Origin of the sequence: Edaphobacter sp. 12200R-103, from assembly GCF_010093025.1 — a bacterium.
GTDB lineage: Bacteria > Acidobacteriota > Terriglobia > Terriglobales > Acidobacteriaceae > Edaphobacter.
In genome coordinates, this window is the sequence record NZ_CP048114.1 from 3,259,749 (window position 1) to 3,280,012 (window position 20,264).

Annotated in this window: 14 protein-coding genes; 3 read left to right on the forward strand and 11 right to left on the reverse strand. The window is 62.4% G+C overall.

Going from position 1 to position 20,264, the window contains the following annotated elements; translation table 11 throughout:
* Nucleotides 1–50: 50 nt before the first annotated feature.
* The 7 genes from GWR55_RS13590 to GWR55_RS13620 are packed head-to-tail and all read right to left on the reverse strand — an operon-like array spanning nt 51 to nt 9,031.
* Nucleotides 51–713 (reverse strand): hypothetical protein, encoded by a 663-nt coding sequence (locus tag GWR55_RS13590; protein WP_162402737.1) that lies wholly within the window; start codon nt 711–713, stop codon nt 51–53.
* Complete coding sequence (locus GWR55_RS13595; protein ID WP_162402738.1) at nt 703–2,046, reverse strand: hypothetical protein; 1,344 nt, start codon at nt 2,044–2,046, stop codon at nt 703–705. Before GWR55_RS13595 ends, GWR55_RS13590 begins: the two co-directional genes overlap by 11 nt.
* Nucleotides 2,047–2,080: 34 nt before the next feature.
* Nucleotides 2,081–2,848 (reverse strand): cytochrome c, encoded by a 768-nt coding sequence (locus GWR55_RS13600; RefSeq protein WP_238398412.1) that lies wholly within the window; start codon nt 2,846–2,848, stop codon nt 2,081–2,083.
* Between the two features lie 41 nt (nt 2,849–2,889).
* A complete protein-coding gene (locus tag GWR55_RS13605; protein ID WP_162402739.1) occupies nt 2,890–3,432 on the reverse strand; it encodes a DUF3341 domain-containing protein in 543 nt (180 codons plus the stop codon).
* Nucleotides 3,432–4,862 carry an NrfD/PsrC family molybdoenzyme membrane anchor subunit gene (gene nrfD / locus GWR55_RS13610; protein WP_162402740.1) on the reverse strand — a complete coding sequence of 477 codons (1,431 nt, stop codon included), beginning with the start codon at nt 4,860–4,862 and terminating at the stop codon, nt 3,432–3,434. Before nrfD ends, GWR55_RS13605 begins: the two co-directional genes overlap by 1 nt.
* Nucleotides 4,863–8,075 carry a TAT-variant-translocated molybdopterin oxidoreductase gene (locus tag GWR55_RS13615; protein ID WP_238398413.1) on the reverse strand — a complete coding sequence of 1,071 codons (3,213 nt, stop codon included), beginning with the start codon at nt 8,073–8,075 and terminating at the stop codon, nt 4,863–4,865.
* A gap of 29 nt (nt 8,076–8,104) precedes the next feature.
* Nucleotides 8,105–9,031 carry a cytochrome c3 family protein gene (locus GWR55_RS13620; RefSeq protein WP_162402742.1) on the reverse strand — a complete coding sequence of 309 codons (927 nt, stop codon included), beginning with the start codon at nt 9,029–9,031 and terminating at the stop codon, nt 8,105–8,107.
* An 861-nt stretch (nt 9,032–9,892) separates the two neighbouring features.
* On the opposite strand from GWR55_RS13620, the gene GWR55_RS13625 reads away from it, so the two are divergent.
* Entirely contained in the window at nt 9,893–10,612 is a 720-nt protein-coding gene (locus GWR55_RS13625) for a DNA-3-methyladenine glycosylase (RefSeq protein ID WP_162402743.1), read from the forward strand.
* A gap of 117 nt (nt 10,613–10,729) precedes the next feature.
* Here the strand turns inward: GWR55_RS13625 and GWR55_RS13630 are convergent, their stop codons facing one another.
* Entirely contained in the window at nt 10,730–12,217 is a 1,488-nt protein-coding gene (locus GWR55_RS13630) for a sulfatase-like hydrolase/transferase (RefSeq protein WP_162402744.1), read from the reverse strand.
* Nucleotides 12,218–12,764: 547 nt separating this feature from the next.
* On the opposite strand from GWR55_RS13630, the gene GWR55_RS13635 reads away from it, so the two are divergent.
* Together GWR55_RS13635 and GWR55_RS13640 are read left to right on the forward strand one after the other, a co-directional pair.
* Complete coding sequence (locus tag GWR55_RS13635) at nt 12,765–15,338, forward strand: DUF3536 domain-containing protein (RefSeq protein ID WP_162402745.1); 2,574 nt, start codon at nt 12,765–12,767, stop codon at nt 15,336–15,338.
* Between the two features lie 138 nt (nt 15,339–15,476).
* Nucleotides 15,477–15,659, forward strand: a complete 183-nt coding sequence (locus tag GWR55_RS13640; RefSeq protein ID WP_162402746.1) for a hypothetical protein — start codon at nt 15,477–15,479, stop codon at nt 15,657–15,659.
* A gap of 2 nt (nt 15,660–15,661) precedes the next feature.
* Here GWR55_RS13640 and coaBC read toward each other — a convergent pair whose 3' ends face one another.
* From coaBC to GWR55_RS13655, 3 genes are all read right to left on the reverse strand, one after another.
* Complete coding sequence (gene coaBC / locus GWR55_RS13645; protein WP_238398414.1) at nt 15,662–16,915, reverse strand: bifunctional phosphopantothenoylcysteine decarboxylase/phosphopantothenate--cysteine ligase CoaBC; 1,254 nt, start codon at nt 16,913–16,915, stop codon at nt 15,662–15,664.
* 211 nt (nt 16,916–17,126) lie between these two features.
* Entirely contained in the window at nt 17,127–17,723 is a 597-nt protein-coding gene (ruvA, locus tag GWR55_RS13650) for a Holliday junction branch migration protein RuvA (RefSeq protein ID WP_162402747.1), read from the reverse strand.
* A 319-nt stretch (nt 17,724–18,042) separates the two neighbouring features.
* Entirely contained in the window at nt 18,043–20,223 is a 2,181-nt protein-coding gene (locus GWR55_RS13655; protein WP_238398415.1) for a hypothetical protein, read from the reverse strand.
* Nucleotides 20,224–20,264 lie beyond the last annotated feature (41 nt).

The window sequence follows — 20,264 nt, forward strand, 5'->3', positions numbered from 1 at the left end:
TCCCTCTATCTTAGGCCGCATCCAGGCGGCTTCGATACCGTTCTCTCCGATTACCGGACGGCCGCTGACTCTCCGTGCGCCGCCTCTTCCGCCCGGCCGAAGTCCATCTTCTGTTTGCGCGCTTCCATCTCGTCCAGCTCAAAGCCGGTGCGGGCAAATCCGTCCGTCAGGGGAGCCTGGATGTGTGGATCCGCGTCGCCGAACATCTTCGGCTCCTCGGCCGCGGGCTTCGCATGAACCGGAAGTCCGCGCTGCGCGATCAGCTGCATCGCGCGCTCAATCGGGATGCGGATGCCGGGTTGGCCGGGGGTGCTGCTGTAGTGCTCGAGCAGCAGGTCCTCACGCGCGTGCAGGTCAGCCGTCCCCTGCATATCGTCATCGGCGTTGACACGGGGCTCCGGGAACGCAGATGTCAGCTGCTGCAGCTCATGCTGCTCCAGCTGCGGATTGCTCGTTAGTCCCTTCACGCCACCTGCCTCGGCCTGGTGCCACTTGTTCGCAGGGCCGTCCGACTTGTTCATGGCGCTGTTGATCACCTTGCCCATCAGGAAGCAGAAGATGAAGAATACAAAGACCGATCCAGCCAGGCCGGCGAGAAAGACCACCACGCCATTGACGTTGACGTCGGTCGTCTCATAACCCGGATCCTCCGGGGTTAGGCCGTGCACGTGGTGCTTGTTCGCCTTGTTCAGATCGTGATCGTTAGTGGGCATGTTCGGGCTCCAGCAATTCTTCCAGGTGCGGGTCGCTGACGTTCATCAGCGGCCGCTTCATCAACTCGGTAAGGTAGTACGCTCCCCAGATCGAAAGAACGGCAACGGGAACCGTGATGTAAGCGAGGATCCCGTAGTTCCCCGCCAGGTGCAGGTTTCCGGCAGCGTCCTGGAAGTTCGGCTCGATCAGCCAGAACATATCGAGCGAGCGGGCAAAGATCATCCAGCTGCACAGCCAGATCATCTTCGTCTTGTTTCGCTTCAGGTCGCGCGAGAGCAGCAGGGTGAACGGAATCAGCCAGTGGCAGATAAAGTCCAGCGAGCAGATGACCCACCAGCCGCCCTGAATGCGCGCCAGGTACCAGGGAATTTCGTCCGGAACGTTGCCCGACCAGATGATCAGGAACTCCGCGAAGCAGAGATAGATGTTCAGCATGACGAAGGCGAAGGCGAACTTGCCCAGGTCGTGCTGCTCAGTCACACGCAGCAGCGACTTCATCGGCTCAAACCGCGAGAGCAGGATGACCGAGAGGATTCCGAGCGCGAGGACCTGGTAACCCTGGCCAACCAGGAACTGCAATCCGTAGATCGAAGAGTACCAGGTGACGTCCAATGATTTGATCAGGACGATCGAGATATCCGTCAGCAGCACGACGTAGATGAAGATGCCGATACCGGAGAGATTCTCAAACTTGATACGCCAGAAGTCGAAGCTCGACTGCGAGCCGGCGTGCGGGTCGGCATCGCGCTGCAGCGACCAGCGGTTGAGGAAAACCATAAAGAGCAGCAGGACACCGAAGACGATGGCCATCTGCACCGTCGCCGAGACCGGGCTGAGCATGGCATGCTTGGCGTTGGCCGTCAGCATCTGCTCCTTGGTCATCAGGCCCTTGGCGAAGGCCGCCGCGGTTGCCTTGGCGTTGGGATAGGCCGCCCACTGGTAAAGGTGCTTCATGAAGAACAGGATGGGGACGACCATCAGAGCCACCAGCCACAGGGTCCGGGTCATCGCCTCGAGAGGCCGGCGCAGAACCAGGCCCCACTTGCCGCCCGAGACATACTGCAGCATCAGCATCGCCAGACCGCCGCCGGCAAAGCCGAAGGAGACCATGAATCCCATCAGGTAGGCCCGCAGGATATGGCCCGGGCCGCCCTTGACCATGAGGAAGAGCAGCGAAATCAGCGCGGCGGCTACGCCGACGATCAAAAGCCGGGTCCGCCAGGCCTTGATGGCCTCCTCGGGCGCGGCAAGCGAGGAAGGAAGCACGCGCGGCCCGTGGTGTCCCGCGTCTCCGTGATGTTCGTGTCCGGAATGTTCGTATCCAGCTGACATGCGTTTTCAGGCCTTCATTCGGAAGCTTCCGAGGTTATTTCTTGGGTGCTGCTCCAGGGTTTGCCGCAGGCTGCTTCGCCGCGGGATTTGTGGCCGGCTTGGTAGAGTCGCTGCCCGGCGCAGGCAACGCAAGGGGTTCATTGTCCGGAGTTCCTGTCACCGCAGTCGCGGGAACATGCCACTCCTGGATGAACGCCGCCGACAATCCCTCATGCTCTGCGACTTCGGTAAGAGGTTCGACATGCGCTCCGGCCGGAACGTCTGCCTGCGTCGCGTGCTGGCTCAGCTGCAGGGCGCGGATATAAGCCGCGATCGCCCAGCGATCCTCCGGCGTCACCTGTGCGGCGTACTCCGGCATCGCGCCGTACCCATAGGTCATCACGTGAAAGAAGTGGCCGAGGGGAGCATTCTCCAGCCGGGCAATGTGGAAGTCGCCCGCCTTGGCGTAGCCGCGCTGCACGATCATGCCTTCGCCGTTTCCGACTCGCGAGTGGCACGGGGTGCAGTAGATGTTATAGCGCTCCTGCCCGCGCTTGAGGACCTCCGTGGTGACCGGGAAGGGAAGTCCGTCGCCTTCCTTGCCATCGACCAGGCCGGTGTAGAAGTAGGTGTCCTGGCGCAGCTGTTCACGGGCTACCGTGTTTTCCACCTGCGGACGCACCGACCGGCCGTCCGTATAGAGCGTGGTGCCGCGCTGCGGAAAGAACTTCGGCTGATCGTGCATGTCCTGGCGGCAGCCGGCCAGAACCATCATGACCGCCATCGAGCCGAACGCCGCCGTAAATCGCGTGAGCTTCTGCACTCTACTCCCTGTTTCCTGTTTCCTGTTTCCTGCGGTCTGCATTAGTGATCCACCTCCACCACGGAGACCGCGTGAAACTTCTCGAGAAAGGCCCGGGTCTCAGCCGGCGAAAACTGCGGATCGTTCGCCTCCAGGCACAGGAAGAACTTGTCGGTCGTCGCCCCGTTCCGGAAGTTCGGTGCATTGAACAGCGGGTGATAAAGCTGGGGCAGGCCGTTGAGCGCCAGCATTCCGAATCCGGCCGAGAGACCGGAGAACAGAATCGTCCACTCGTAGGCCGGAATGATGAACGCCGGCCAGGAGAACAGCGGGCGGCCCGCGATGTTCAGCGGATAGGCCCAGACCGCGATCCAGGTCTCCATCAGGAACGCCGTGGTCACACCCATCAGACCGCCCAGCAGGCACACCAGCGGGACGCGGTTCTTATGGAAGTGCAGGGCCTCGGCAGCCTCTTCCACCGGATAGGGCGTGTAGCACTCCATGCGGCGGTATCCTGCGCGGCGCGCCTCTTCGGTCGCATACACCAGTTCGCCGGGAGTGTTGAACTCCGCCAGCAGGCCGTAGATTCCTTCTCTGCGCGGCATTACGTCGTCTCCTCAATGACCGTCTCGGCATCAGGTCCGCGGCGGGTAATCTTGGTCTGCGGAAGCATCATCCGGATCTCAGACATCGGGATCATCGGAGCGAAGCGGGCGAACAGCAGGAACAGCACCGTGAACAGTCCCCAGGTTCCGATGAAGAGCATGTAGTCCCACTTGGTCGCAACGTAGGTTCCCCAGCTCGAAGGAAGGTAGTCGCGATAGAGCGAGGTCACGACGATGACGAAGCGCTCGAACCACATACCGATGTTGACGATGAACGAGAGAACGAACAGGAACCCGACGTTCACCCGCAGCTTGCGCGACCAGAGCGTGGTCAGCGGAATCGCGATGTTGGTCAGGATCAGCATCCAGTACGCCCACCCCATCGGACCGAACATGCGGTTCCACATCATGAAGAACTCCCAGTGGCTGGCCGAGTACCAGCTCATGAAGACCTCCATGCCGTAGCCGTAACCCACGATCGAGCCGGTCGCCAGCATGACCTTCGCCATGTTGTCGAGGTGGCGCAGGGTGACCAGGTCTTCCATGTGGTACCACTTGCGGATCGGGATCGCCAGCGTGAGCACCATCGCAAAGCCCGAGTACACGGCGCCGGCGACGAAGTAGGGCGGGAAGATCGTTGTGTGCCATCCAGCCAGGGCCGCCACCGCGAAGTCGAAGCTGATGACGGTGTGCACCGAGAGCACCAGGGGGGTCGAAAGGCCGGCCAGCAGCAGCGAGGCCGTCTCGTACCGGATCCAGTGGCGGGTCGAACCGCGCCAGCCGAGCGAGAGGATGCCGTAGAAGTAGCGGGCCAGCGGCAGCGTCGCGCGGTCGCGCAGCGTGCCGAAGTCCGGGATCATACCGATGTACCAGAAGACCACCGAGATCGTAGCGTAGGTCGAGACCGCGAAGACGTCCCAGGCCAGCGGCGAACGCCACTGCGGCCAGACGTTCATCGTGTTCGGATACGGGAAGAGCCAGTATCCCAGCCACGGACGCCCGACGTGGATCAGCGGGAACATGCCGGCGCAGACCACGGCGAAGATCGTCATTGCCTCGGCGAACCGGTTGATCGAGTTACGCCAGGTCTGCTTGAAGAGCAGCAGAATCGCCGAGATCAGGGTTCCGGCGTGACCGATACCGATCCACCAGACGAAGTTGATGATCGCGAAGCCCCAGGCGCCGGGCATGGTGACGCCCCAGATGCCGACACCCTTCAGGAACAGCCAGGTGACGGAGATCACGACCAGGGTAGCGATACCGCCCGCCACCACCAGGCCGAAGAACCACCCCAGCGGAGTGTTCGACGTCAGCACCACGCCGGCGATCTTCTGGGTCACCGACTTGAACGTATGGCCCGGGGCGATGACCGCGTACTCGCCGGTCCGCGGATCGATCATCGGGTCGTTAATGGGTTGTTTCGTCGCCATTTATGCCAGCTCCGGGTTCGGGTTGATGACGCCAGCCGTATAGGTTGTGCGTGGACGGTAGTTCAGGTCGCCGAGAACCGCGTAGTCGCGTTCAGTGGCCTTGCGCTGATAGACCTTGCTGGTCTTGTCGTTGATATTGCCGAAGACGATGGCGTCGGTCGGGCAGGCCTGCTGGCACGCCGTCACGATCTCGCCATCGCGGATCGCGCGGTTCTCCTTATCGGCCGTGATCTTGGCCGACATGATGCGCTGCACGCAGTAGCTGCACTTCTCCATCACGCCGCGCGAACGGACCGAGACGTCCGGGTTGCGCATGAACTTCAGGCTCTCCGTCTCGTAATCCGAGTACAGCAGGAAGTTGAAGCGGCGGACCTTGTACGGACAGTTGTTCGAGCAGTAGCGGGTTCCCACGCAGCGGTTGTAGACCATCGTGTTGAGGCCTTCCGGAGTGTGAACCGTGGCGCCGACCGGGCAGACCTGCTCGCAGCCCGCGTTCTCGCAGTGCTGGCAGAGCATCGGCTGGAAGTGTGCCCTGGGCGCATGCAGATCGCCCTCGAAGTAGGTATCGATACGCAGCCACTGCATATTGCGGCCGACCTTCACCTGCTCGCGGCCTACGACCGGGATATTGTTCTCGGCATAGCAGCTGACGATGCAGGCGTTGCAGCCGACGCAGCTGTTCAGATCGATCGACATGCCCCAGGCGTTCTGGATCTTGTGCGAGGACGGATCAATGCGGTCGTACTTCCAGTCCCCCGGGAACATGCTGATGTCGAGTTCCTTCTTGGACTTCCAGCCGACATCGCCGTGTTTCGGATCTTCTCCCTGCGGGCCGTATCCAACCTTATTAACAAGCGTCCCGCTGGCGCCTTCCTCGGCGAACTTGGGATTCTTCTCCGCCTCCTCGACCGTGGCGTAGCGGATGATGGACCGCTCCATCGCCTCATGTCCGGCCAGGGAGTAGGTACCCTGCGTGTCGTACACCGGCCGCTCAAGGTCGTGCTGCGCAAACGATCCGCGATGCTCGACGTTGTGGACCTTGGTCACGCACAGGTCGTAGAAGCTGCCGTCGACCTTCTTCGCGGTCGCGCCCGAGGTCGAGAGCAGGGCCGTCGTTGTGCGGAGCTTGTAGGCATTGAAGCCGACGCCCGAACCTGCGCGTCCAGCCTCCACCCCGCGGCCAAAACCCAGATGAACCGTGATCAGCTCGTCGGGATGACCGGGGACCATCAGGATGGGAGCCGTGACTTTGCGGCCAGCAAGCTCCAGCTCAATGAGGTCGGTCTCCTCCGCCTTGAGATCGGCCATCGTCTTCATGCTGACCAGCGCGGCGTTGTCCCAGCTCAGGTTGGTTACCTGCTTGGGAAGCTCCTGCAGCCAGCCCACGTTGGCATAGCGGCCGTCGTAAAGCGAGGGGTCGGGACGGAACGCGATCTCGTACCCGGAGGTCGAAGCCGTCGAAGCCGGGAACGCCGTCACCCGCGCCGGAACTCCCGCCTTCGGCGTGAAGGCAGTGTCCGCCACCCAGCCGTCGTGCAGGGCCCTGCGCCAGCCGGTGGCGAAGTCTCCCTTGATGTAGTTCTTCGCATTTGCCTGCACCGCGTCGTAGGCCGAGGCCTGCGGATTGGCAAGCAGAGTCTGCAGAACGTCATGTGCGCTTTTGCCACCGTACATCGGGTCGATCATCGGCTGGATGATCGTCAGCGTACCGTCGTAGGCGCGCGCATCCGACCAGCTCTCGAGGTAGTGCGCTTCATTGATGTGCCAGGTCGAGATCGCGCCGGTCTCATCCACATGCGACCCCAGATGAACTGTCGTCTGGACCTTCGCCAGGGCGCTGGGGAAATCGAGATCCGCCGGAGCCGAGTAGATCGGGTTGGCCCCGAGCATGATCAGCCACTTGACCTTGCCGGCGTTCATGTCAGCCACCAGCGACTTCAGGTCGGCCAGCTGCTCGGTCGGCATCGGGTTGACCGTCTCGGTGTAGACCACCGTCTTGCCCACTGCCCCGATCAGGGTGTTGATCGCGTAGCAGGCGGCGTGGACCGACGCCGGAGCCTGTTCGCCCGGGATCACCACGGCCCTGCCGTTGTTCTTCTTCAGATCGTTCAGAAGGGCAGTAAAGAACTTCTGCTGATCGGCGTTCAGCGCCTGCGGTGCCGTTCCGTAGACCAGCGCGTCCGCAAACTGCGCGATCTGGCTGGGCTTGAGCGCCAGCCGGTGCTCGGCCTTGAAGCCCGTAACCGTCGGCATCGACTCAACGACGTACAGACGGTTGGTCGTCTTGCCCTCTTCCCATCGATGCCGCTCGGCATAAGCCGCCGCCAGGGGAAGGAAGCCGGGGTGCGCGATGCCGCCAAGGAAGTCTGCATCGAGCGAGAGGATGACGTCCGCGTTCTCCAGCTTGTACTGGGCATCGGCGTAGCTGCCGAAGGCTGCCTTCGAAGCCGCGCGCGAGGAGTCCTGATTCACCGGCTCCCACTGCACCAGCTTGGCCTGCGGATACTTGGCCTGCAGATCTTTCCACTGACCTGCCAGCGTCGGTGAAGTGATCGTCCGGCTCAGGAAGTAGATCCCCTGTCCGCCGGCGCTTACATTCGCCGCCTTCTGCAGCTCGACCTGGAAGTCGCCCCAGCTCGAGGTCTGGCCACGCAGACGAACATGCTGCGAGCGGTCGGGATCGTAGAGGTCAAGCAGGGTGCCCTGCGTCATCGCGTCCGAGCGGCCCTTCGACATCGGGTGCTCAGGATTGCCGTCCACCTTGATCGGACGGAAAGCATCGGACTTGATCAGGACCGGAATCGCTCCGGTGGGGAACGGGTGCGCCGTCGCAAAGTACATCGGCTTGCCCAGAACCAGGTCCTCGGGCTGCTTGACGTAGGGGTAGATCGGCTCATCGGGCTGCTTGGTGCAGCCGGCCAGTCCAGCCAGGGCGAACGATGCGCCCATCACCTTCAGGAAGCCGCGACGCGAGACCGGATCGACCCACTCGCCGGCTCCTGCCTGACGGGGAAACTCCTCCTGCATCAGCTGCTGAAACGAAGGCGTCTCGGCCAGCTCGTCGAGGTTCTTCCAGAAACGCCGTCCCGTCTTGCCATCAAGTTTCGCCCGGACCTCGGAGAGCGTCATCTTCTCTGCCGCCGCAGGCGCTGCCGGAGCGATGCTGGTAACTACCTGTGCTCCGTTGTCGGTCTGTGACCTGGTATCAGCCATAGTCTCTTCTGTTCCAATCCCTGTCGTCTTCATCGGTGGCACGTCTCGCAGCTGGAAAGCTCATTGGCCGAGCGGATGTGGTACTGCGCCATCAGGTATTTGCCCAGATCATCCTGCCGGGTGAACTTCTGATAGCTGGCCGGCATCACGATTCCCGAAGGAACGTCGCTTACCGTCTGTCCCTCGCCCGTAGCCGCGTGCGGCTGCATCTGGGTTCCGCTCTGTCCGTATCCCGCAGAGGAGTTCCTTTCAGAAGGAACCGCGGTTGGGTTCTGCATCATCGCCAGCTCCGGCGAAGCCTTGGTCGGGTCGTCGGTGGTGCAGGTCACCGCTCCGGCGGTCGGTCCCCCCTGGCCGGTCGAAGCGCACCAGACCGGCTTCGAGCTCGAAGGCCCGGCCCACGCCATGTTGTAGATCTCCGAGGTCGGTCGCAGGTTCACGGCTGGATTGCGGTGGCAGTTCAGGCACCACTCCATCTGCAGCGTGTTCTCCTGGTACATCAAAGGCATCTCATCCACACGGCCATGACAACTGGCGCAGCCGATGCCCTTGTTCACGTGAATGTCGTGATTGAAGTAAACGTAGTCCGGAAGGTCGTGGACCCGGATCCACTGGATCGAAGCTCCCGTCGCCCAGCTCTCGCGCACCGGCTCGAGATAGTCGGCGTTGGTCCAGATCTGCGAGTGGCAGTTGATACAGGTCTTCGTGGGAGGAATTCCGGCGTAGGCCGCCTTCTCCACCTGCGTATGGCAGTACTGGCACTGCAGTCCCAGGCCCTCCACGTGATGCTTATGGCTGAACGGGATCGGCTGATCGGGTCGCTGACCCTGCCGGGTGACCCACGGGGATCGCTGCAACTCGTTCAGGGCAACGCCGAGCGCGATGACAATCAGCCCCGTGAGGGCCAGGCTCATACGAGCCAGCGCGTTCGAACTGCGGTCAAAAACTTGCGCCATGAGTGCTTTCCTGCTTCCTCTCCACTTCGCCTGTCCTCAGGCCAAGAAGGGGTTCAAGGGGTTTGATTTCTTGGCTGCCTGCGCCGACCAGTCCATGCATCGGCTTGCGACCTCCGCTCTTGCGAGCCTCAGTCAGAAACTTTCTTCTCTCAGAAATTCTGAGTATAGCAGTGGAAAAAGCCATCCCCAACCATCATGGCCGATACTCGAAAACGAAATTTCGGCGGGAAGGCGATTATCGAAACTCACCAAAACGCCAGCTTTCATGCGGGTGCACAACATCTCGTGCACTCATGAGTTGAGGGGGCTTACTACCACAATATCTACCCTGCCCCAAAGGTATCGCTCTTGTAAATCCGTACCTTTTCAGTCCGAATTACAATTCATCGACCGTTGTTTCCCGCATTGATATATCGGATCACGATCCATTGCCGGCGACCTCTCTCCGGCCGGAAAACAGTGGTCAGTTCTCAGTGCTCAGTAGTCAGTTCTCAGTAGTCAGTGCTCAGTGCTCAGTGCTCAGTGCTCAGTGCTCATAAGAAGTGTCATTCCGAGCGAAGCGGCGCAGCCGCGAAGTCGAGGAACCCCCGCTTTTCTTCAGCCCAGCCACAAATGCCCCCGGCAGACAGACACCACCGCACCAGGCATCGCAAAATGCGGGGGTTTCTCCACTCCGCAGGACGATAAAACCGTCCCGCTCCGGTCGAAATGACACATCGCGCTGGATCAGGACACACCACGGTGGTTGGACGTGGTGGCTGGAGTGAAACAGAAAAACCTCACCCGGCCATCTACTCCCGCCCCGGTCGCCCTGCCCCTACCCCTGGTCCCTGGCCCCTTCACCCTGATACGGTCTTCTTCATGGCTCGACCCATTCGCCGTCCACGCGCGCCCCGGTACGACTCCGCCGCTGCCATCGCCCAGCTCTCAGCCGCCGACCCGAAGCTCGGCCGCCTGATCGAACGCGCCGGCCCCTTCACTCTTCGGCTCTCCAGCGCACAGTCGCCGTTCGAGGCTCTGGTCGAATCCATCATCTACCAGCAGCTGCACGGCAAGGCCGCGGCCACCATCCATCAGCGCATGCTCGAAAGCTTTCACGAGATCTGCGGCGTCGGCGCGCATCCCTCGGCCCAGCACCTGCTCGACTGCCCCAACGAGCAGCTTCGCGCAGCCGGCCTTTCGAAGAACAAGATGCTCGCCCTCCGCGACCTCGCCGCGAAGACACTCGACGGTACCGTCCCTACGCTGGCGCGCATCCGCCGCATGTCCGACGAAGACATCATCGAACACCTGACGCAGGTGCGCGGCATCGGCCGCTGGACGGTCGAGATGCTGCTGATCTTTCGCCTGGGCCGCGCTGACGTCCTTCCCGTCTCCGACTACGGCGTGCGCAAGGGCTTCGCCCTCACCTTCCAGGGGCTCAGCCCGAACAAAAAGGTCGAGCCATCAGACCTTCCCGACGCGGAGACCATGCGCCGACGCGCCCGCAAGTGGGCCCCCTGGCGCTCCATCGCAAGCTGGTACATGTGGCGGGCCTGCGACCTTGCCAGCGGAAAGCAGGCCCAGACCCTGGGAGCCTGAGCAGGGAAAGCGGCGTTGCGCTCAATAGCATCGTCATGCCGAGCGCAGCGATGCTTCGGGTCAGAATGACGAGCAGAAGAGGATGCACCGACCACGCTCCAGATAAAAGAAGCGACCTCACGGCCTGTAGGACGGAGGACGCAGATTGTCCGGCTCCCACGCCCAGTCCGGAACCGGCAGTCCATTCGGCCGTGGCGAAGCTCCCGGCGGAGTCGTAATGTCGCCCTTGTCCTGTTTCAGGCTGGCATAAGCCTCGACCACGTTCGGAGGAAACGAAGGGATCTGCGATTCAAGGTCGTCCATCAGTTCCTTGACGAGGTCGGGATGAAACTTCGCCACGTCATAGCTCTCCGCCGGATCGCGCGCCAGGTTATACAGCTCCGGATGCTGCAACCACGCGCTGCCCCGCGCCCCGGTGGTCCTGTCGTTGATGTAGATCTCGCCCTTGATGCCCTGTGCGACCCGCAGCTTCCACTCGTCCCTGCGGATGCAGTGCACATCCAGTCCGTGGCCTCCCATGGCGCTGAAGTAGAGCAGCGGTTTGCGCTTCACCGGACCCGCGCCGCCCAGCAGCACCTTTGAGAAGTCGCCGCCATCCAGCGGCTTCTCCGGCGATTTCAGGCCGCACAGCGAAACCATCGTAGGCAGCACGTCCAGGTTGGAGCACCACGTATCGACCACCTTGTTCGCGGCGATCGTTCCCGGCCACATCGCCAGGAACGGCACCCGGAAGCCGCCTTCGAACGTCGATGCCTTGCGCCCGCGCAGCAACCCGGGACTCCCCAGGTACCAGGGGCCGTGATCGCTGGTGAAGCAGATCAGCGTGTCTCCGGTCAGCCCCTTGCGTTCGATGGCGCGCACCACCTCGCCTACGCTCCAGTCGATCTCGGCAACCGCATCGCCGAAGTCGCCGAACCCTGTCTTGCCACGGAAGCGCTCCGAAGCACGCGCCGGATCGTGCGGATACGAGAACGCCATGTACAGAAAGAAGGGATTGCCGGCGCTCTGCTCGTCGATGAACTTCACCGCCTCTTCGGTGTAACGCGGCGTCAGCAGATCGCGGTCCGTGTTCTTTTCGAGAATGGCCGTGTCGCGAAACAGCGGCAGCGGATTCATGTCGTCACTGTAAGGAACTCCATAAAACGAATCGAAGCCACGGCTGGTCGGCAGAAACTGCGGCGCCTGTCCCAGGTGCCATTTGCCGATCGCCTTGGTCTTGTATCCCGCGCCGTGAAACAGCTCGGAGAGAAACGTCTCCTCAAGCGAAGTTCCTTCCGTCGGAGCATTGGGAGAAAACGCTCCTGTCGTATTGCTGCGCAGACCATATCGCCCCGTCATCACCGCCGCGCGCGAGGCCGAGCAGATGGGATGTCCCGCATTGAAGTGCGTAAAGCGCAGCCCATGTGCAGCCATGCGATCGAGATTCGGCGTCGGCAGCTGCGAGCCGTAGCAGCCAGGATCTCCGTAGCCCAGGTCGTCGCAGATCATGAAGATCACATTCGGACGCCGGCCCATCCCCGGCTTCAATGCGCCGGCTACCGCGCTCTCACCCTTCGAAAACGCGAACGAAGGCGCCGAAGCACCTGCAGCAACCCCTGTGGACACAAGGGAAATAAACTTTCGCCGATCCATCATCTCTCCCGAGATCGTTTCCAAAAATAACTATGCGTAAGACTACTCTTCTATCGAGATAGCCCGTAGCGCAGTCGAGCCCTAAAAAGAAGTGCCATCGCCGGGCGGAGCAGACATAGCAGGCTCTCCACAAGAGGTGTCATCCTGAGCGAAGCGCGTCAGCGCGTAGTCGAAGGATCCGCTTCAGGATGACACTTTTCGATCAGCCTGCGTTGGATCCGTTCACGACGACAAATCTTTGTACGCGTTTTCGTTAGTGGCGGATTTTTCGTCAAGCTGATGGGGGGGTCTTCGAATCAGGATGGGGTGTCATCCTGAGCGGAGCATCTCGCGGCCGTATCGCGAGACGCGCAGTCGAAGGATCTGCGGTTCGCTCGCCTCGGCACTTCCGTCCGCTCCTTCTCCACAAGCGTTCCCAAAATACGATCGGCATCCGAGTGTCACCCTGTTAAAAATCTTCGGCAATTCATCCCTTCTTCCTCACCAACCCCCGCGCCTGCAATAGCCTCTAAGTGAGGACATGACAGAGTCGAACACGAACGCATCCGCGCCTGGCGCCCCCGTTTCTTCCGAGCACCAGCGCTTCGTCTGTATCCACGGCCACTTCTACCAGCCGCCGCGTGAAAACCCGTGGCTCGAGACCGTGGAGATCCAGGACTCCGCCGCGCCCTACCATGACTGGAACGACCGCATCACTGCCGAGTGCTACGCCCCCAACGGCGCCTCGCGCATCACCGATACGGAGAACAAGATCGTCCGCATCATGAACAACTACTCGTGGATCAGCTTCAACTTCGGGCCTACCCTGTTGAGCTGGCTCAACGACTTTGCTCCGCGCACCTATCGCATGATTCTCGATGCCGATCGCACCAGTGCGGAGCGCAACAAGGGCCACGGCTCGGCCATCGCGCAGGTCTACAACCACATCATCATGCCGCTCGCGAATGAGCGCGACGCCCGCACCCAGATCCGCTGGGGCATCTACGACTTCGAGTTTCGCTTTGGACGCAAGCCGGAAGGCATGTGGCTGGCCGAAACCGCCGTCAGCCATCAGGTGCTCGACCTGATGGCGCAGGAGGGCATCAAGTTCACTATCCTCGCGCCGCACCAGTGTGCGCGTGTGCGCAGCCTTGCGCATCAGGAGGCCAGTGACCACGCCGAAGCCGAACAGGAGCAGCCGTGGACCGAAACGCCGGACGCCTCCGTCGACACGCGCCACGCCTATCGCGTTCGGCTCAACGAAGGCCGCTTCATCGACGTCTTCTTCTACAACGGGCCCAACTCCCGCGCCATCGCCTTTGAAGGGCTTCTGAACAGCGGCGTCGACTTCGCCCGCAGGATGCTGACCGGCTTCGGAGACGAAACTCTCGTCAGCCCGGATGAAGTCGCCCTGCTGTCGCACGTCGCCACCGACGGCGAGAGCTACGGTCATCACCACAGGCACGGCGAGATGGCGCTCTCCTACGCCATTCACTGGCTCAACGGCGAAGAGCACACGCCGCTGATCAACTACGCCGACTATCTTGCCCGGTACGCCCCCCAATGGGAGGCGGAGGTCGTCGACGATACCTCCTGGAGCTGCGCTCACGGCGTGGAGCGCTGGCGATCGAACTGCGGGTGCAACAGCGGAGGCCGTCCCAACTGGAGCCAGCTGTGGCGCGCTCCTCTGCGTGAGGCTCTCGACCAGTTACGCGACGCTACCTGCCCCATGGCCGAAAAGATGGGCGCATCCTTGTTCAAGGATCTCTGGGCCGCGCGCGACGCCTATGTTCGCGTCATCCTCAACCGTTCGCGCTCGAACACCGATGCCTTCTTTGCCGAGTTTGCCACCCATGAGCTGTCGCAGGAAGAACGCACCCGCGCACTCGAGCTGATGGAGCTGGAACGCCACACGCAGCTGATGTACACCAGCTGCGGCTGGTTCTTCGATGAGATCTCCGGAATCGAGACCGTACAGGTGATCGCCTACGCCGCCCGCGTTCTGCAGCTCGCGGCATGCCTCTTCGGCGACCCCGGCGTCGCGCTCGAGCAACGTTTTCTCGAGACCCTGGCCAGCGCGCCCAGCAACGTCCCCGAGATCGGCAACGGCGCCGAGGTCTACCGCCGATACGTTACCGGTATGAAGATCGGGCTTGAGCAGGTTGGCGCGCACTACGCCATCAGCTCCATCTTCCGCTCCTATCCGGAACAGGGCGAGATCTTCTGCTACAACGTCCGCCGCCAGCGCCATGAGGTCTTCAGCTCCGGCCGCGGACGCGTCGCCCTGGGCGCCGCATGGATCGACTCCCGCATCACCGAGGAGACCGAGGAGATCTGCTTCGCCGTCCTTCATCTCGGCGACCAGAACCTCTCCGCCGCGGTCAAGCGCTATAACTCCTCGGACCCCCGGCAGGTCGAAGCCTTCGAGAGCTTCTCCAGGCAGATTGCCGAAGCCATGCGCCGCGCCAACCTGCCCGAGGTCATCCGCCTCATCGATCATCTCTTCGGCGGCATGAACTACTCCCTGCTCTCGCTCTTCGCCGACGAGCAGCACCGCATCCTTGAGTCGATCCTCACCCAGACCGTGGCTGAGATGGAAAACTCCCTCAGCAAGATCTACCAGGACCACACCTCGCTGCTGGACTTCCTTACCGAGTGCGGCATGGCACCGCCGCCTGCGCTCGAGGTCGTTGCCAACTACGCCATCGGCGGTATGCTGCGCCGCGCTATTGAGGCCGACAAGTTCGAGGCCGACCAAATCCTCTCGCTTGCGCAACGCGCCAGCGTCGAACACATCACCCTCAACACGCATGAGCTTGGCTATATCGCCGGGCAACGCATGAAACGCGCCATGGTACAGCTTGAGAGCGCTGCCGATGGCAAAGAGGCCGCCTCGCGAGCGCTGAGCGAAGCCCTCACCATGGCCGAGACCTTTCGCCACCTTCCCTTCGAGGTCAACTTCTGGCAGGCCCAGAACATCTGGAACGACCTGCTGCGCCGCACCGATCGCAACTACTGGACCGAGGAGTGGCGCAAGGACTTCCGACAGCTGGGCGAGACCATGGACATCCGGGTCGACCAGCTCGTCACCGAAGAGGGTGTCAGCGCCTTCTAGGTCGCGAAGCACCGTCCTGAAGGTGGGCGTCCGGAGTGCGATTTTCATCCGATGCCGCCTTCTGAGGCGCTCGCACATCCCTCTTGCCCGCCATGGCATCTCTTGGAGCAGCGGAAGACGTATGCGAGGAGAAGCCCCATGCTCGTTCCCGAGCCCGGTCAGATTGTTCACCTGGAAGACGTCGAAGGCCAGCTTGTCGTGCAGACCGTCAACAACGGCGCCCTGACAGTGGACCTCGCCTCCCGCTATGGGGAACCGCGCTTCTTCAAGGACATTCCGGTTGCCGACCTTCTACCGGGCGAAGACCTCTCCGCAGGTTAAGCTCAGCGCAAACTCGCAGCAGCCTGTCTGCGACCGGCGCGCAGAGCCTCTGCGTAGTTCAGGATGCGACCCGCCATCTCGGCCTTCGAGCTGAGAGGAAGCTCCGTCGTGCTCTCCGGAGTCAGAAACCATCCGGCGTTGCGGTCGGAGTCAAAGCCCGTATCCGTTCCCGAGACGTCGTTGACCACCAGTCCATCCACGCCCTTGCGGGTCAGCTTGGCGCGGCCATTGCCCAGCACATCCTCCGTCTCCGCCGCAAACCCGATCACCGTTGTCGCCTGCCGCCGCTGCCGCACAATCTCTTCAAGAATGTCGGCCGTCGGCTGCAGCTCAAGAACGCGAGGCCCACTGCGCTTCAGCTTCTGCGGCGCGGCCTCTGCCACCCGGTAGTCGCTCACCGCCGCGGCCATGACGACCATCGTCGCCTCGGCAAGATGGCCAAGCACGGCCTGGCGCATCTCTTCGGAGGTCGTTACGGGAATGATCTCGCAGTCCTGCGGCGGCGGCAGCGCCGTCGGGGCGCTGATCAGGATGACGCGCGCGCCACGACAGCGCGCCTCGGCCGCAAGCGCATAGCCCATCTTTCCGCTCGAGCGGTTTCCGATAAACCGCACCGGATCAATCGGCTCGCGTGTCCCGCCGGCGGTGATCAGGACCGTCTCGCCCTTCCAATCGGCGGATTTTTCCGGTCTCTCCCGTGCCAGGACCTCTGCGACCGCGGCGACGATGGCGCTCTCTTCCGCCAGTCTTCCACCGCCGACCATGCCGCAGGCGAGATAACCGCTATCCGGCTGGACGATGGTTACGCCCCGTTTTCGCAGAATCTCAAGATTGGCCTGCGTCGCCGGGTGCTGCCACATCTCCACATTCATCGCGGGAGCCACAATCGTCGGCGCGGTGGTGGCGAGGTACATCGTGGTCAGAAAATCGTCGGCGATGCCGTGGGCAAACTTCGCCAGGATGTCCGCCGTCGCCGGGACGACAATCAGCGCGGCGGTCGTCTGGGCCTCGTTGATGTGCTCGATGCCCGACATCTCGCCCCCGGAGGCCCCGGCGTCCTCGTTCCACAGGCTGGAGACGACCTTGTGCCCGGTGATGGCAGCAAAGGTGAGCGGCTGGACAAACCTCTCGGCAGCAGCCGTCATCGCCACGTGAGGATCAAAGCCGGCGTCCTGCAGGCGCCGCACCACCTCGACGGCCTTGTAGGCGGCGATTCCGCCTGCGACCCCAACCGTGACTTTGATCCGCTCGGCCATGCCAGACTCCTCCCTCTATATATACGCCCCCTCTATACATGCCTGCGGCGCAAAGGCTGCGAACCCGGACATGGCCACCCCGTCGAGGTTAAGGAAGGTCTGATTAGGCCCCGGAACATTCCCTCAGCGGCTAAAGCCGCATTGCAAGCAAATCACTTGCGGCACGGCTGAAGCCGTGCCCTTAACAAATATGGACGAATCAGAGCTTCCTTTAGCGGATCGCCGCCATGGCAGCGCGGAAGAGCGTCTCGAACTCCTCGGCCACACCCGGGGTCTTCTCGATGGCCGTTTCGATGGCCTTCTGGGCGACCGGACGCGGATATCCCAGGTTGACCAGCGCTGAGAGCACATCGTCTCCCACCGGGCCGTGATGCGGTCCGGTAGAGGCCGTCATGGGAACCGCCAGGTCGTCGAGCTTGTCCTTCAGCTCCAGCACGACGCGCTCCGCCGTCTTTTTGCCGATGCCGGGAATTTTGGTCAGGGTAGCGTGATCGCCTCCGCGGATCGCGCCGATCAGGCGGTCCGATGAGATTCCGCTGAGCACCGTAATGGCCAGCTTCGGCCCGATTCCGCTGATCGTCAGCAGGCGTTCGAAGAGATACTTCTCCTTCGTATCGGCGAAACCGAAGAGCGCGATCTGGTCCTCCCGCACATGCGTGTGGATGAACAGCTTCGCCTCGGCGCCCTCCGCGGGAAGCTCCGAGAAGGTCGAGACGGAGATGGCAACGTCATAGCCCACGCCATTGCAGTCGACGATGGCCTGGCTGGGAGATTTCGAGAGAAGACGTCCGCGCAGGTGAGCGATCATGCTGGGCTGATTGTAATTGCCTCAGGACGTATAGACCCGTTTTAGTGGGTGTCATCCTGAGCGGAGCGCGTCAGCGCGGAGTCGAAGGATCTGCGGTGCGGGATCCGTAGTGGGCCGCAAACAGACCGCAGATCCTTCGACTGCGCTTCCCGCGATAAGGCCGCGTGAAGCTTCGCTCAGGATGACACCTTCCTGGAGAAGCCCCCGCAGTGGGTACTCCGAATCGACTGCCATCGTGCATTTTCGGGCGACCTTGATCGGACTCCAGGTGTATGTCGATACACCTCAGGGGAATCTGTTAAGGCGCGGCAGAGAAAGATCAGAAGGTCACGACCACCTTCTGCGCAGCGGCGTGCGCGGGAAACTCGACGAGCAGCATGCCATCGGCGTAGCGCAGAGCATCCTGCGGAAGGGGCTGACCGTCGACTGTGACTTTGGATGGGGACTTCGGGAGCAGTAGCCGAAGGGCGGTGAGATCTTTGGCGGTGCGGCCTTCGATCGACGCAGTTGAGAAGGCGATCTGGTTGGCGCTGGCGGAAAGGTTCGTGATCTTTGCACTTGCAGCCAGAATGCGGGGCTTGTCCTGCGGAAAGAACTTCGGGTTGAGCAGCAGGGCGCGGTCGCCGGGTTTGATTGCGGGGTTCTCGACGATGGCGAGATGCGGATCGAAGAGGTTCACGAACGTGCCGTACAAGGGGTGGGGCGTGCTGCCGGACGCGTCGAGTCCGGCGGCAATGACGAACGGGCCGCGCTCCAGCACGAGCGATCCGGTTTCGTGCCACGGAAGGTGAATGGCGTCCGCAGCCTGATGGGTGAGCTGGCGAACCGTGTCCGCGCCGGTCTCGTCATGGGTGAGAGCGGCGGGAGACTTTGCCGCGTAGAGAACCACGCCGCGGCCGACATGATGCAGGCCCTGCGCAGCGGGCAAGAGGCCAAGCTGCCGGAAGAGATCTTCGCGCGGCGCCGCGAGGTGATACTGTCCGGAGTTCCACCAGTCGTGCGCACGGTTGTAGGGGTCCTTGTCGTCATCGACGACGACGAGCGCGCCTCCGGCCTTGACCCATGTGGCGATGGCCTGGTGAAAGCGCGGCGAGGGCGGCTTCTGGCCCTCATAGGTGAGCAGCAGAAGCCTGTAGTTCCTAAGGAAGGCGGCTGGATCCTTGCCCTCGTAGGTGCTCTCGATCTGCACCGGCTCGACGGGCATCCCGCGCATCAGCAGAGGAAGCGCGAGGCCGTAGAAGCTGCCGAGCGCGGGGTCGGACGGTTGCGGCTGTGCGCGCTGAAACATCATGGTGTCGCTGACCAGCACGCCCAATCCCTCGGTTCCGGCAGACTTCCAGTGCGTGTCGGGCTGGTTCATCTGGCCGAGGGCGTGGAAGACGGTCTGCAACTCCGTCTCGTATGCGGGCGAGATGGCGACGCGCTCCGGTTTCGGATTGGCTGCCGTGGGTTCGGTAGAGGGGCGCAGGCCCTTGGGACCGAAGATACGATCGGGCCAGGGCAGGATCTCGTAGCTGGAGACGTGGGGCTGCAGGAGCGAGGCGACCAGCGTGGACTCCCAGTTGCGCTTGTAGTCGGTCCAGGAATGGTTGGGGTTGTCCTCGATGGGATCGTTGAGGTACCAGATGCGCTTGCCGGAGGAGCGGGCGATGTTCTGCAGAGCGCCGTACTCCAGAAAAGCCGTCTCAAAGGTGCGTTCCTTCCGGACTCCCTGATAGATGTTGGGCTCACGTGCGGTACCGGTCCACACCTGCGCGATGTATCCGTCGGCGCCTACCTGCAGCAGGGACGATTCGGGCGAGACGATCTGCCACTGCGCGTAGTTGATGAGCGAGTGCGTGGCGACGTAGCAGGGAATGGATTTCCCGTGCTGCTGTCCCCACTGCTTTACGGAGTCGAAGACCTGCGCGAGTGCGCGGCGATAGAGAAAGTACTTCAGCTTGGAGGCGCGGTACTGGGCGTCGGGCGAGCTGTCCGGGGCCTGCCAGGGCTCGTGATAGTAGCTCTGCCACTCCTTCTTGAACGCATCGGACCAGCCTGCGCGCGCCCAGAACTCGGGCTCTTCAAGATAGATGGCCTCCGCTCCTGCATCGAGAGCGCGCCTGACGCCCTGACTCAGATAGCGGCCATAGGGCTCGCTGGGCGAGATATATGGAACCTCGCGGCCGCTGTGCAGGATCAGCTTGCCGGACTTCTCCTGCTGAGTCTCGTTCCAGTGCTCCCTGCCGTCGAAGTCGCCGCGAAGATAGTCGCCATACGGGCCCCAGGCGACACCGGTCATCACGGCGACGCGATAACCGTGGTCGCGCCAGCTTGCGATGCGCTGCGGCATGGAAGCGTCGATCCCGTAGACCATCACCATCTGGGCTTCGATATGGACGCGCGGCGACCAGCCCTGATTCGTCTGGAAGATCAGGTCGTCGGGCGAAGCGGTAGCCTGTGCGGCGTGGGCGGTGAGAGGAAGGACGGCAGAGAGCAGGAGCGCGGCAGGGAGTCTCATTCCATCCATGATAGAGATGCCGGTTCTCTCTTTTTATCTCC

Excerpts from the sequence above, each read along its gene's own strand:
- GWR55_RS13590 (WP_162402737.1), bottom strand. The coding sequence starts at position 713 with ATGCCCACTAACGATCACGATCTGAACAAGGCGAACAAGCACCACGTG.
- GWR55_RS13595 (WP_162402738.1), bottom strand. The coding sequence starts at position 2,046 with ATGTCAGCTGGATACGAACATTCCGGACACGAACATCACGGAGACGCG.
- GWR55_RS13605 (WP_162402739.1), bottom strand. The coding sequence starts at position 3,432 with ATGCCGCGCAGAGAAGGAATCTACGGCCTGCTGGCGGAGTTCAACACT.
- nrfD (WP_162402740.1), bottom strand. The coding sequence starts at position 4,862 with ATGGCGACGAAACAACCCATTAACGACCCGATGATCGATCCGCGGACC.
- GWR55_RS13615 (WP_238398413.1), bottom strand. The coding sequence starts at position 8,075 with ATGGCTGATACCAGGTCACAGACCGACAACGGAGCACAGGTAGTTACC.
- GWR55_RS13620 (WP_162402742.1), bottom strand. The coding sequence starts at position 9,031 with ATGGCGCAAGTTTTTGACCGCAGTTCGAACGCGCTGGCTCGTATGAGC.
- GWR55_RS13625 (WP_162402743.1), top strand. The coding sequence starts at position 9,893 with ATGGCTCGACCCATTCGCCGTCCACGCGCGCCCCGGTACGACTCCGCC.
- GWR55_RS13635 (WP_162402745.1), top strand. The coding sequence starts at position 12,765 with ATGACAGAGTCGAACACGAACGCATCCGCGCCTGGCGCCCCCGTTTCT.
- GWR55_RS13640 (WP_162402746.1), top strand. The coding sequence starts at position 15,477 with ATGCTCGTTCCCGAGCCCGGTCAGATTGTTCACCTGGAAGACGTCGAA.
- coaBC (WP_238398414.1), bottom strand. The coding sequence starts at position 16,915 with ATGGCCGAGCGGATCAAAGTCACGGTTGGGGTCGCAGGCGGAATCGCC.
- ruvA (WP_162402747.1), bottom strand. The coding sequence starts at position 17,723 with ATGATCGCTCACCTGCGCGGACGTCTTCTCTCGAAATCTCCCAGCCAG.
- GWR55_RS13655 (WP_238398415.1), bottom strand. The coding sequence starts at position 20,223 with ATGAGACTCCCTGCCGCGCTCCTGCTCTCTGCCGTCCTTCCTCTCACC.